Here is a 12,241-nt window from a genome sequence, read left to right as displayed (position 1 = left end):
ACCAGCAACCAGCAACGCGCTGACGCTCTACCCGCCTGGTTGCACACCTACAACCACCACCGCAACCACACCTCACTCGGCGGCAAACCACCCATCAGCCGCGTCAACAACGCTGCTGGGCATTACATCTAGCGCCGCAGACCCCGGCTCAGACCTCGTCGATCAGGTCGGCCACCGAGTCGACGATCCGCGACGGCCGGTACGGGTACCGCTCCGCCTCGGTCCGGCTGCTGATGCCGGTGAGCACCAGGATCGTCTCCAGCCCGGCCTCCAGGCCGCACAGGATGTCGGTGTCCATCCGATCGCCGATCATGGCGGTCGACTCGGAGTGCGCGTCGATGGTGTTCAGCGCCGAGCGCATCATCATCGGGTTGGGCTTGCCGACGAAGTACGGGTCGACGCCGGTCGCCTTCGAGATCATCGCCGCCACCGAGCCGGCCGCCGGCAGCGCACCCTCCATCGACGGGCCGGTGGCGTCCGGGTTGGTGCAGATGAATCGCGCGCCGTCGTTGATCAGCCGGATCGCCTTGGTTATCGCCTCGAAGCTGTAGGTGCGCGTCTCCCCCAGCACCACGTAGTCCGGGGCGAAGTCGCTGAGCACGTACCCCACCGCGTGCAGCGCCGTGGTCAGGCCGGCCTCACCGATCACGTACGCGGTGCCGCCCGGCCGCTGGTCGGCCAGGAACTGGGCGGTGGCCAGCGCGGACGACCAGATCGCCTCCTCCGGCACGTCCAGCCCCATCCGGGCCAGCCGGGCCTGGAGGTCGCGCGGCGTGTAGATGGAGTTGTTCGTCAGCACCAGGAACGGCTTGCCGGAGGCACGCAGCTTCTTGACGAACTCCGGGGCGCCGGGCACCGGCTGCCCCTCGTGCACCAGCACGCCGTCCATGTCGGTGAGCCAGCTCTGCACCGGCTTGCGGTCAAGCATCGTGTCGTCCCCAGGGTGTCGTCGGGTCGGGCTCAGGGCCGGCGGGCCGGGGGCACGCAGCACAACGCCGGGCAGGTGTCCCAGGCGGGCAGCTCGCCGAGGCGGCGGCGCAGCCGCTCGCCGTCCGGGGCGGTGCGCTCTCCGACCAGCTCGCGGACCATCGCCACGAACCGCGGATCGGTGCCCGGCGTGCCGGCGCGGACGAAGTCCAGGCCGAGCTGCTTGGCCGTCTCCAGCGCCTCGGTGTCCAGGTCCCACACCACCTCCAGGTGGTCGGAGACGAAGCCGATCGGGCTGACCACCACGCCCGTCACGCCCTGCTCGGGCAGCGTGGCCAGGTGGTCGTTGACGTCCGGCTCCAGCCACGGCACCTGCGGCGGCCCGGACCGGCTCTGCCAGACCAGGTCGTACGCCAGGTCGGGCGCGGCCGCGGCGTGCACCAGCCGGGCGGCCTCCTCGAGCTGGGCGGTGTAGCGGCCGCCGTGCGGGCCGGCGGTGGCCGCCGCGGACATCGGGACCGAGTGCGCCGTGAAGACCAGCCGGGTGCTGTCCCGCTTCGCCGGGTCGAGCTGGGCCAGCGCGGCCCGGACCGCGTCGACGTGCGGCTCGATGAAGCCGGGGTGGTCCCAGAACTGGCGGAGCTTCTCGATCAGCGGGGCGTCCGGGCCGACCGCGGCGCGGGCCGAGGCGATGTCCTCCTGGTACTGCCGGCAGGACGAGTAGCCGCCGTACGCGCTGGTGACGAACGCCAGCGCCCGGGTGATCCCGTCGTCGCGCATCCGCGCGACGGTGTCGGCGAGCATCGGATCCCAGTTGCGGTTGCCCCAGTAGACCGGCAGGTCGACGCCGTTGGCGGCGAAGTCCTCGCGGATCGCCGCGAGCAGGTCACGGCACTGCTGGTTGATCGGCGACACCCCGCCGAAGTGCATGTAGTGCTCGGCGACCTCGGCCAGCCGGTCCGGCGGCACTCCCCGCCCCCGGGTCACGTTCTGCAGGAACGGGAGAACGTCCTCGGGCCGCTCCGGGCCGCCGAAGGAGACCAGCACCAACGCGTCGTACGCCATGGGGACCATTGTCCCTCGCGGCCCGGGGCGGCGCGGCGGCCACCCCGGGTCCGGGTGTCAGGCGCCGATGGCGTGGTAGCCGCCGTCGACGTGGACGATCTCACCGGTGGTGGCCGGGAACCAGTCGGACAGCAGCGCCAGGCAGGCCCGCGCGGCCGGCTCCTGGTCGGTCAGGCTCCAGCCCAGCGGGGCCCGCTCGGTCCAGGCGTCCTCGAACTGGTCGAAGCCCGGGATGGACTTGGCGGCGATGGTGCGCAGCGGGCCGGCCGCGACCAGGTTGCTGCGGATGCCCTGCTTGCCCAGGTGCAGCGCCAGGTAGCGGGAGGCGGACTCCAGCCCGGCCTTGGCCACGCCCATCCAGTCGTAGACCGGCCACGCCTTGGTGGCGTCGAACGTGAGGCCCACCACGGCGCCGCCGGCGGACATGAGCGGCAGCGCGGCCATGGCGAGGGACTTGTACGAGTAGGTGGAGACCTGGAGCGCGGTCGCCACGTCCGCCCAGGGGGCGTCGAGGAATCCGCCGCCGAGGCAGCTCTGCGGGGCGAACCCGATCGAGTGCACGACGCCGTCCAGGCCGTCGACGTGCTCGCGTACCTTGTCGGCCAGCCCGGCCAGGTGTTCCTCGTTGCTGACGTCCAGCTCGATCACGGGCGCCGGCTCGGGCAGGCGCTTGGCGATCCGCTCCACCAGGGAGAGCCGGCCGTAGCCGGTGAGCACGACCTGGGCGCCGTTCTCCTGGGCGAGCTTCGCCACCGAGAAGGCGATCGACGCGTCGGTGATGACGCCGGTGACCAGCAGCCGCTTACCGGCGAGAAGTCCGGACATTGCGTGTCTCCTCCGTGCTCTGCTCAGTGACCCATGCCGAGGCCGCCGTCGACCGGGATGACGGCGCCGGTGACGTATCCCGCCGCGTCCGAGGCGAGCCAGGTGACGACGCCCGCGACCTCGTCCGGGGTGGCCATCCGGCCGGCCGGGATCGACTTGCGGATCTCCGCCCTGCGCTCCTCGGGCAGGCCCGCGGTCATGTCGGTGTCGATGAAGCCGGGTGCCACCACGTTCGCGGTGATGTTGCGGGTGCCCAGCTCGCGGGTGATCGAGCGGGCCACGCCGACCAGGCCGGCCTTGCTGGCCGCGTAGTTGACCTGACCCGCGCCGCCGGAGAGACCGACCACTGAGGAAATGAAGATCATCCGCCCCCAGCGGCCGCGAAGCATCTTCGTCGAGGCCCGCTTGGCGACCCGGAACGAGCCGGTCAGGTTGGTGTCGAGGACGCGGGCGAACTGCTCCTCGGACATCCGCATGATCAGCGTGTCGTCGGTGATGCCGGCGTTGGCGACCAGCACCTCCACCGGGCCGAGTTCGGCCTCGATCGCGGTGAACGCGGCGTCGACCGACTCGGCGTCGGTCACGTCACACCGCACACCGAACAGGCCCTCGGGGGCTTCGCCGCTCCGGTACGTCACCGCCACCCGGTCGCCCTGCTTGGCGAACGCCTGCGCGATGGCCAGGCCGATCCCCCGGTTCCCGCCGGTCACCAGCACGGTTCGGGCCACGGATCCCCCTCTGCTCCAGTGATCTCTCGGTCGGTCGGAGCCTAGGGGTTACCGACAGGTAAGCGCTAACCCGCGCAGGTCACAGGGCCACCCCGGCCGTCGTCGGCGGACGTCCGCGGAGGCGGTCGGCCGCGCGCGCGACACCCGCACCCCCGGTGTACGATGATCGCGTCTGCGGGCCGCTCCGTGCCCGCTCCGGGCTCCGCCGACCGCAGGAGGTGATCGCTGTGCGAGATAGCGATCCTCCCAGTCGTGGCCGGGCCCACCGTCAGCCCCGCTGAGCCACGGCTCCGTCGACGCGGCTGACCCGCTTCCCGCCCCCCGCACCGCATCCGCTCTCCGGCGACACCTGCCGGGGGTGGCCCTGCCGCGCGGCGGAGCACCCGGTCACGACTTCGTGCGCGTACGCCCCGACCCCCATCGGCCCGCACCGGGCCGACCGTCGCCACGGAGCACACTCATGAGCCGTTACGTCGCCCCGCTGGGCTTCACCCTCGCCGCCGTCTGGGTGGCCGTCCTGTTCGTGCTGGCCGGCGGCGGTCACTGACCACCGCCGGCCGGTTCCGGCTCAGACCAGCCGGGACGTCCAGAGCAGACTCAGCCCGCCCGCGCACAGGGCCAGCAGCAGCGCGATCCCCGCGTACCACTGGGTGATCTCGCGCGGCTCGGTCCGGTAGCCGATCGAGCTGCCCATGTCCTGGTAGACCTGCTTCAGCTCGCTGGCCGACGCGGCCTCGTAGAAGAAGCCCTGCGTGGTCTCCGCGAGCTGGGACAGCGCGGTCCGGTCCACCGGCACCCGCTGGAGCTGCCCGCCGATGTCGACCTGCCCGGAGTCGGTGCCGAACGCGATGGTGGACACCGGCACGTTCGCCGCCTGCGCCGCCGCGGCGGCCTCCTCGACCGAGCGGCCCGACGTGCGGTAGCCGTCGGACAGCAGCACGATCCGGGCCGGCGGGATGCCGGCGGCGCCGTCGGCCGGCACCGAGCGGATCGCCTCCAGGCAGGTGAACACCGCCTCGCCGGTGGCGGTCGCCTCGGCCAGCACCAGCCCGTCGATCGCGGTGGTGACGGCGGCCCGGTCCTTGGTCGGCGGCACCAGCACGTTCGCCGACTTGGCGAACGAGACGAGTCCCAGGTTGTAGCTCTCCGGCAGTTCGCCGACGAACTGCTTGGCCGCCTCCTGCGCCGCCTCCAGGCGGTTCGGCGACACGTCGTCGGCCTGCATCGACAACGACACGTCGATGGCGAGCATCACGGTGGCCCGTTCCAGCGGCTCGCGGGTGTCGATCGCCGGCCGGGCCAGCCCGGTCGCCAGCACCAGCAGGCAGAGCAGGAACGCGGTCGCCGCGACGTGCCGCCGCCAGCCCAGCCCCTTGGGCGCGACGGTGCGCAGCAGGTCGACGTTGGTGAACCGCAGCGCGTACTGCCGGCGGTGCAGTTGCCGCCAGACGTACGCGGCGGCGAGGGCGAGCACCGGCAGCACGGCCAGCAGCCACCACGGTTGCAGAAAACGGATCATCGAGTCGTCCCTCGGGTGCGGGCGTGCCGCTGCGCGGCGACGAAACGCACCATGTCCAGCAGCCAGTCTCGGTCGGTACGCAGGCGCAGGTGGGCCGCGCCCGCGGCGCGCAGCTCGGCGGCGATCGCCCCACGCTGGGCGGCCGCCGCCTCGGCGTACCGGCGGCGCAGGCCCGGGTCCGCGGTCTGCACCTCGTGCAGTTCCCCGCTCTCCGGGTCGACCACCGGCAGCACCCCCACGTCGGGCAGTTCCAGTTCCCGCGGATCGACCACCTCGACGGCCAGCACGTCGTGGCGGACCCGCAGCTTACGCAGCGGCCGGCCCCACTGCGGCGGCGGCGCGAGGAAGTCGGAGATCACCACCGCCACGCCGCGCCGCCGGGGCGGCCGGTTGAGCATGTCGACGAGCGCGCCGAGGTCGCTGCGGCCGGGCCGGATCTCGGCGCCGGCAACCGCCCGCAGCAGCCCCTGCGCCTCCTTGCGGCCTCCGCGGGCGGGCAGCCGCAGCACCGTACCCGGCCCGCCGGTGCCGACCACCGCGCCGATCCGGTTGCCGCCCCGCACGGTGAGGTGGGCCAGCGCGGCGACAGCGGCCACCGCCACGTCCCGCTTGAGCCACCGTCCGGTGCCGAAGTCAAGGCTGGCCGACATGTCGACGGCCAGCCAGGTCTCCAGTTCGCGGTCGGCCACCGTACGCCGCACGTGCGGCATGGTGGTGCGGGCGGTGACCGGCCAGTCCATCCGGCGCACGTCGTCGCCGGGTCGGTACTCCCGGGACTCCCCCGCCTCACTGCCCGGACCGGGCAGCAGCCCGGCGTAGTCGCCCTGGAGCAGCCCGTCCAGCTTGCGGGTGACCATGAGCTGGAGCCGGGCCAGCGCGGCCCCCGAGCGGTCGCCGGTGGCGCTCAGCCGGGTGGGCGAGGTCACGGCCGCTGCCCGGGCCACCCGTTGTGCGGCACGGCCGGCGGCGGTGGTGCGGCCTGCTGGCGGGGCGCGACGGCGGGCAGCGGGATGGTCGACATCACCCGGTGCACGATGTGGTCGGCCGGTACGTCGTCGGCGAGCGCGTCGTAGCTGAGCACCAGCCGGTGGCGCAGGATGTCCGGCGCGATGTCCTGCACGTCCTGCGGCAGCGCGTAGTCCCGGCCGCGCAGCAGCGCCAGCGCGCGGGTGGCCCGGACCAGGCCGAGCGAGGCGCGCGGGCTGGCGCCGTACTGGATGAGCTGGGCCACGTCGGGCATGCCGTGCTCGGCCGGCGCCCGCGTGGCGAGCACCAGCCGGACCGCGTAGTCGACGAGCGCGTTGTGCACGAACACCTGGTCGGCCTTGTGCTGGAGGGCGACCAGGTCCGGGGTGTCGAACACCCGGGCCGGTTCGGGCGGGGCCACACCCATCCGGTAGACGATCTCGCGCTCCTCGGCGTCGGTCGGGTAGCCCACGACGATCTTCATGAGGAACCGGTCCCGCTGCGCCTCCGGCAGCGGGTAGACGCCCTCCTGCTCGATCGGGTTCTGGGTGGCCATGACCAGGAACGGGTCGGGCACCCGGTGGCTCTCGCCGCCGATGGAGACCTGCCGCTCGCTCATCACCTCCAGCAGCGCCGACTGCACCTTGGCCGGTGCGCGGTTGATCTCGTCGGCGAGCAGGAAGTTGACGAAGACCGGGCCCAGCTCGACGTCGAACTTCTCGCTGGACTGCCGGTAGATCCGGGTGCCCATGATGTCTGCGGGCACCAGGTCGGGCGTGAACTGGACGCGGGCGAACGAACCGCCGACGACCCGGGCCAGGGTCTCCACGGCGAGCGTCTTGGCCACACCGGGCACGCCCTCCAGCAGGCAGTGACCGCGTGCCAGCAGCGCGACGAACATCCGCTCGACCATCCGGTCCTGGCCGACGATCACCCGCTTGGTCTCGAACAGCGCCCGCTCCAGCAGCGTGGCGTCCTGTGCCGGGGTGGTGCCCGCCGGGGGCGGCGCGTCCGGCGCCACCTCGGTCGGGTTCGGCACGTCGGGTGTGGTCGGCTGGGCCACCGGTCCTCCACAGCAGGGTCGTCGTCGCGGCGTGGTGCGTATCAAGACTGTCATGCCTCGCTGAGAGCCGAGGGTGGGAGAGGCACGATTTTCGCCGCGCCGTCCGGCCACGCCGTCCCGCCGCGCGGGAAACGCTGAACACGGGTGGACAACAAGGGGTCCGCCGTGTGTACGATTCACCCCGTCGCCGGGCGGCTCCCCCCGTGGCCGCCCGGCGCTAAAACTCCCGGCGTGCGGCCTCTAGACTCGCCCCGGTGACGACTCCCACCACCCCGGACGAGACGCTGATCTGCTCGGCGCGGGGGTGTCGCGCACCCGCCGCCTTTCAGCTCCGCTGGCACAATCCCCGCCTGCACGCGCCGGACCGGCGCAAGACCTGGCTGGCCTGCCCGGAGCACCGGGGCTCCCTCGGTGACTTCCTCGAGGCACGCGGCTTCCTCCGCGAGGTGGTCCCGCTTCCCTGATCGCCTACGCTCGAAGCGTGAGCGAGCAGATGATCCGAGCCCGTACCGGCGGCGAGCACGGCAGGTCCTCCCGGTGAGCGGTGACGGCCCCGCCGGCGTTCCGCCCGCCTCGCGCAGCGCGTTGGAGCCCTGGCCGGACACGGTCCGCTGGCAGCCGATCTCCCGCGACCTGATCTGGGTGGAGCTGATCCGGCTCGGCATCGGGCTGGCAGTGGCGCTCGTGGTGCTCGGCGTGGCCTGGGCGCTGTCCGGGCACTGGCTGCTCGGCGCCGCCGTCGGCGTCGCGCTGCTCATCGGCGTCTGGCGGTCGGTCACCATCGTGCGCGCGGTCCGCGCCTGGGGGTACGCCGAGCGCGACGACGATCTGCTCGTGCGGCACGGCCTGCTGGTGCGGCGGCTGTCCATCGTCCCGTACTCGCGGATGCAGTTCGTCGATGTGAGCGCCGGTCCGCTGGAGCGCGCGTTCGACCTCGCCACGGTGCAATTGCATACGGCGGCCGCCGCGAGCGACGCCCGGGTGCCCGGTCTGCGGCCGGCCGAGGCGTCCCGGCTGCGCGACCGGCTCACCGCGCTGGGCGAGGACCGGGCGGAGGGCCTGTGAGCGAACGGAGCGACTCCGGCGCCCCGCCGCCCCACGACGACCGGCCCGACCCGAGCCCCGGCCCGCCCGCGCCGGGTTACGGACCACCGCCCGTCCCCGGACCGCCGCCCGGACACGGACCGCCGTCCGGACACGGACCGCCGTCCGGGTACGGACCCCCTCCCGGGTACGCACCGCCACCCGGCCATGGGCCGCCCGGCTCGGCCGCGCCCGGATACGGGCCACCGCCCGGTACCGACGCGGCGCCCGGGCCGTGGCCCGCGCCGCTGCCGCCGTACCCGGGACCGTGGGGTCCGGCCGCCGGGCCGCCCACGGGCGGCGAGGAGCCACGGCAGCGGCTGCACCCGCTCAGCCCGGCGCTGCACGGCGCGAAGTCGCTGGTCGTGGTGATCGCCGGGCTCTCCTGGTCGACGCTGTCCCGCGTCGGGTTCGGCTGGTTCGCGGTGCTGGTCACCGTCTTCGTGCTCGGCGCCACGGTGCTGTCGGTGGTGAGCTGGTGGAACACCGGCTACCACCTGGTGGGCCGCGAGCTGCGGGTGTACGAGGGCCTGCTGTGGCGGCGCACCCGGGCCATCCCGCTGGAGCGGTTGCAGGCGGTGGAGGTGGTCCGGCCCCTGCTGGCCCAGCTCACCGGCCTGGCCGAGCTGCGGCTGGAGGTGGTCGGCGGGGGCAAGACCGAGGCGCCGCTGGCGTACCTCAGCGTGGCCGAGGCCACCGCGTTGCGGCAGCGGCTGCTCGCGGTGGCCGGTCGATCCGCCCCGGCACCGGCGCCGGTGGCCGAGCCCGGCGCGCCGGTCGCGCCGCCCGTGCCGGAAGGACGCCGGCTGCACGCCGTCCGCAACCAGGACCTGCTGATCAGCCAGTTGCTCACGCCGCAGGCGTTCCTGCTGCCGCTGGGCCTGGTCTTCGTCGGCGCCCAGTTCCTCTCCGAGGGCTCGTGGTCGTTCATCGCGGTGGCCAGCACGCTCACCGCGATGGCCGGCGTGGTGCTGCAACCGATCCGCCGGGTGCTCGACGACTGGAGCTTCCGGCTCGACCGGGACGACGGCACGCTGCGCGTGCACAACGGGCTGCTGGAGACGCGGATGCAGACAGTGCCGTTGCACCGGGTGCAGACGGTACGGGCGACCTGGCCGCTGCTGTGGCGGATGAAGGGGTGGCTGCGGCTGCGGCTGGAGGTGGCCGGCTACTCGGCCGGTGAGCCGGACGACCGCAACCGCCCGGACCGGCTGCTGCCGGTCGGCGACGCGGGCACCGGCGCGATGGTCGTGGCGGAGGTGCTGCCCGGCGTACGGCTGGACGCGCTGCCCGCCACGCCGCCCCCGTCGCGGGCCCGGTGGCTGCGCCCGCTGAGCCGCAAGGTGGTCGGCGCCGGTCTCGACGAGCAGGTCTTCGTGGCCCGCTCCGGGCTGCTGACCCGGCAGTTGACGCTGGTGCCGTACGCCCGGATCCAGAGCGTGCGCGTCACCCGCGGTCCGGTGCAGCGGCTGCTGCGGCTGGCCACCGTGCACGCGGACACCGCCGGTGGGGCCGGGGCGGCGGCCGTCGACCGGGATCTGGCCGACGCGTGGGAGCTGGCCGCGGAGCTGACCGAGCGGTCGCGGGCCGCCCGCCGTACCGACAGCGGGCGCTGACCGGCCCGCGGCGGCGGACCGGCGGGTGCGGGCCTACCGGCGCTCGGCGGGCACCGCGTCCCGGTCGCCGGCCACCCGGTCCGGGGTGTCGGCGGCGGTGTCGTCGTCGGCGGTCGGCGCCCCGGCCGCGACGGCGGGCTCGCCGGCCCGCCGGGCCCGCCGCGCCGCCCACCAGCGCTCGGCCAGGCCGACCACCAGGAACGTCATGCCCACGTACGCCCAGCCGACGAGCACGTCGATCAGGTAGTGCTCGCCGCTGTACATCAGCGTGAACGTCATCGCCAGCGGGTACGCCAGCATCAGCGGCCACCAGCGCTTGCGCACCGACCGCATGAAGAACAGCACCACGAACAGCGCGAACGCGGTGTGCAGCGACGGCATCGCGGCCACCGGGTTGGAGGCGATCTGCCCGGCGTTGAGCAGGTTGCCCGCGCCGTGCATGCCGATCTCCTTCCAGCCCCGGGTGGAGATCCGCGCGACCTCGGTCAGCAGGCCGTTCTGCGCCGCCCACCACGGCGGCGCGGCCGGGTAGGCGAAGTAGGTGACCAGGCCGGCCGCGCACAGGAAGCCCCAGCGGGACATGTACGCGATCCAACGCTGCCGGTTCCGCATCCACAGCACTGCGGCGGCGGCGAACGTCGCCACGAAGTGCGAGAAGTAGATCCAGCTCACCAGCACGTCCCACCAGCGCACCTCGGACGCGTCGTACAGGCGCTCCTGGAGCCAGATCGTCGGCACCTCGCCGCCGGTGAGCCATCCGGTGAGGAAGCGGTCGGCGACGATCAGCTCCATCGCGTGCGGGGTGGCGCCGTTGTCGGCGAATCCCCGGGACAGGTTGTACGCGGCGAGCAGCAGCACCACCGGGATCCAGTCCCGGGCGAACCGCAGGTGGCTGCGCCACGGGCGGGCCGAGTTCCACGCGATCGTGCCGGCCCAGATCCACAGGAACGCGTACGCCGGGTCGGTGGGCAGGCCGATGGCGAGCCAGGCGACGACGAACGCGACGCCCCAGATGGTCATCGCGATCACACGGCGGCGCCCACCGTCGGGCGCTTCGGTGGTCGCGTCGGGGGCGGGGGTCGGAGATTGTGTCAGCTCGGCCATCGCGGACAAGGTTAACGGCGGGCGACCGGTGGGCCTGCGGGCGGGCGGCGACGACCGGACCGGCGGCGGCTCGGACGCCGGACGGCCGCGGGTCGGCTGCACTAGGCTCGGCCGCATGCAGGAGCAGCCGGAGTCGCCCTTCTCGCCGGGCCTGACCGCCCGGGTCGAGCTGACAGTGACCGACGCCGACACCGCGCAGGCGGTCGGCTCGGGGGACGTGCCGGTGCTCGGCACACCCCGGGTGCTGGCGCTGGCCGAGGCGGCGACGGTGGCCGCCACCGCGACCCGGATGCCGTCCGGGTCCACCACGGTCGGCGTACGGGTGGAACTGGAGCACCGCGCGGCCACCCCGGTGGGGCGTACCGTGGCGGCCCACGCCGAACTGGTGAAGGTCGACGGCAAGCGGCTCGTCTTCGACGTGACGGTCACCGACGGGCCCACCGTGGCGGCGCAGGGCCGGGTCGAGCGGGTGCTGGTCGACCGGCAGCGTTTCGTCGAGCGGGCCCTCGGCCCGTCATGACCGCCGGGTTCTCCGAGGTCGCCGCCGGGGTGCACGTGCTGCGCGAGCCGACGCTCGCGGTGAACGTCGTGCTGGTGGTCGGTGACGGCGCGGCGCTGCTGGTGGACACGCTCTCCACCGCCGGGCAGGCCCGGGAGCTGGCGGAGGCTGCCCGGGCGGTGACGCCGTACCCGTGGACGATCGTGAACACGCACCACCACTTCGACCACTGCTTCGGCAACGCCACGCTGGCCGGGCCGGAGACCGCGATCTACGCGCAGGCCCAGGCCGCGGCGGCGCTGCGGGACCGGTCCGACGCGGTGCGCCGCGCCGCGTACGAGGAGATGCACGCCGGGCATCCGGCGCTGGCCGAGGAGCTGGCGCACACCGAGCTGCGGGCGCCGACGCACGAGGTGCACGAGGAGACGGTGCTCGACGTGGGCGGCCGGCGGGTGGTGCTGCGCCATCCCGGGCACGGGCACACCGACGCCGACCTGGTGGTGCACGTGCCGGACGCGGACGTGCTGGTCGCGGGCGACCTGGTGGAGCAGAGCGGGCCACCGGCGTTCGAGGAGTCGTACCCCCTGAAGTGGCCGGACGCGCTGGCCGACCTGCTGCGGATGACCACGCCCGCGACGGTGGTGGTGCCCGGTCACGGCGAGCCGGTCGGCGTGGACTTCGTCCGCGAGCAGCACGCGCAGCTCGCGCGGCAGGCGTGGCTGATCCGGGCCGGGCACACCGGCAGCGCCCCGCCGGAGCGGGTGGCGGCCGAGTCGCCGTTCGGCGCCCGGCCGGGTCTGATCGCTGCCCGCCGCGGCTACGCGGAGCTGGACGGCACGGCCTGAC

Annotated in this window: 14 protein-coding genes; 6 read left to right on the top strand and 8 right to left on the bottom strand. The window is 73.9% G+C overall.

Annotation, left to right across the window (positions count from 1 at the left end; all coding sequences use genetic code 11):
* Positions 1-132, top strand: a 132-nt coding sequence (locus M8C11_RS28240; protein ID WP_252454392.1) for an integrase core domain-containing protein, incomplete at its 5' end; no start/stop codon positions are given.
* 16 nt (positions 133-148) lie between these two features.
* Here the strand turns inward: M8C11_RS28240 and M8C11_RS28235 are convergent.
* The 7 genes from M8C11_RS28235 to M8C11_RS28205 form a co-directional block, all read right to left on the bottom strand.
* A complete protein-coding gene (locus M8C11_RS28235) occupies positions 149-1,012 on the bottom strand; it encodes an HAD-IIA family hydrolase (protein WP_192580785.1) in 864 nt (287 codons plus the stop codon).
* Positions 961-1,992, bottom strand: coding sequence for a ferrochelatase (locus M8C11_RS28230; RefSeq protein ID WP_252454389.1), 1,032 nt, complete (start codon positions 1,990-1,992; stop codon positions 961-963). Before M8C11_RS28230 ends, M8C11_RS28235 begins: the two co-directional genes overlap by 52 nt.
* 57 nt (positions 1,993-2,049) lie before the next feature.
* Complete coding sequence (gene fabI / locus M8C11_RS28225) at positions 2,050-2,817, bottom strand: enoyl-ACP reductase FabI (RefSeq protein WP_120568990.1); 768 nt, start codon at positions 2,815-2,817, stop codon at positions 2,050-2,052.
* A 23-nt stretch (positions 2,818-2,840) separates the two neighbouring features.
* Complete coding sequence (fabG, locus tag M8C11_RS28220; RefSeq protein ID WP_252454387.1) at positions 2,841-3,545, bottom strand: beta-ketoacyl-ACP reductase; 705 nt, start codon at positions 3,543-3,545, stop codon at positions 2,841-2,843.
* 568 nt (positions 3,546-4,113) lie between these two features.
* Positions 4,114-5,064: a VWA domain-containing protein gene (locus M8C11_RS28215; protein WP_013287373.1), complete on the bottom strand. Its 951-nt coding sequence runs from the start codon at positions 5,062-5,064 to the stop codon at positions 4,114-4,116.
* On the bottom strand, positions 5,061-6,008 hold the full coding sequence (locus M8C11_RS28210) for a DUF58 domain-containing protein (protein ID WP_252454385.1): 948 nt from the start codon (positions 6,006-6,008) through the stop codon (positions 5,061-5,063). Before M8C11_RS28210 ends, M8C11_RS28215 begins: the two co-directional genes overlap by 4 nt.
* Positions 5,987-7,093 (bottom strand): MoxR family ATPase, encoded by a 1,107-nt coding sequence (locus M8C11_RS28205; RefSeq protein ID WP_120568986.1) that lies wholly within the window; start codon positions 7,091-7,093, stop codon positions 5,987-5,989. The genes M8C11_RS28210 and M8C11_RS28205 overlap by 22 nt, the downstream gene beginning before the upstream one ends.
* A 254-nt stretch (positions 7,094-7,347) precedes the next feature.
* On the opposite strand from M8C11_RS28205, the gene M8C11_RS28200 reads away from it, so the two are divergent.
* The 3 genes from M8C11_RS28200 (at position 7,348) to M8C11_RS28190 (ending at position 9,792) form a co-directional block, all read left to right on the top strand.
* A complete protein-coding gene (locus M8C11_RS28200) occupies positions 7,348-7,557 on the top strand; it encodes a hypothetical protein (protein WP_120568985.1) in 210 nt (69 codons plus the stop codon).
* Positions 7,558-7,630: 73 nt separating this feature from the next.
* The gene (locus M8C11_RS28195; protein WP_120568984.1) at positions 7,631-8,158 is read left to right on the top strand and encodes a PH domain-containing protein; all 528 of its coding nucleotides are present in this window, start codon (positions 7,631-7,633) and stop codon (positions 8,156-8,158) included.
* Between the two features lie 266 nt (positions 8,159-8,424).
* A complete protein-coding gene (locus tag M8C11_RS28190) occupies positions 8,425-9,792 on the top strand; it encodes a PH domain-containing protein (RefSeq protein WP_252454390.1) in 1,368 nt (455 codons plus the stop codon).
* A 33-nt stretch (positions 9,793-9,825) separates the two neighbouring features.
* Here the strand turns inward: M8C11_RS28190 and M8C11_RS28185 are convergent, their stop codons facing one another.
* Positions 9,826-10,896, bottom strand: coding sequence for a phosphatase PAP2 family protein (locus M8C11_RS28185; RefSeq protein WP_252454384.1), 1,071 nt, complete (start codon positions 10,894-10,896; stop codon positions 9,826-9,828).
* A 115-nt stretch (positions 10,897-11,011) separates the two neighbouring features.
* Between M8C11_RS28185 and M8C11_RS28180 the strand changes: the two genes are divergently transcribed.
* Complete coding sequence (locus M8C11_RS28180; protein WP_121686027.1) at positions 11,012-11,416, top strand: thioesterase family protein; 405 nt, start codon at positions 11,012-11,014, stop codon at positions 11,414-11,416.
* Positions 11,413-12,240, top strand: coding sequence for an MBL fold metallo-hydrolase (locus tag M8C11_RS28175; protein WP_121686023.1), 828 nt, complete (start codon positions 11,413-11,415; stop codon positions 12,238-12,240). The genes M8C11_RS28180 and M8C11_RS28175 overlap by 4 nt, the downstream gene beginning before the upstream one ends.
* The last annotated feature ends 1 nt before the right edge of the window (position 12,241 follow it).

The sequence above is a fragment of the Micromonospora sp. CPM1 genome, assembly GCF_023896895.1.
GTDB classification, from domain to species: Bacteria; Actinomycetota; Actinomycetes; order Mycobacteriales; family Micromonosporaceae; genus Micromonospora; species Micromonospora tulbaghiae.
The sequence above is the reverse complement of the archived record's forward strand: the minus strand, read 5'-3'. Positions and strand labels throughout refer to the sequence as shown.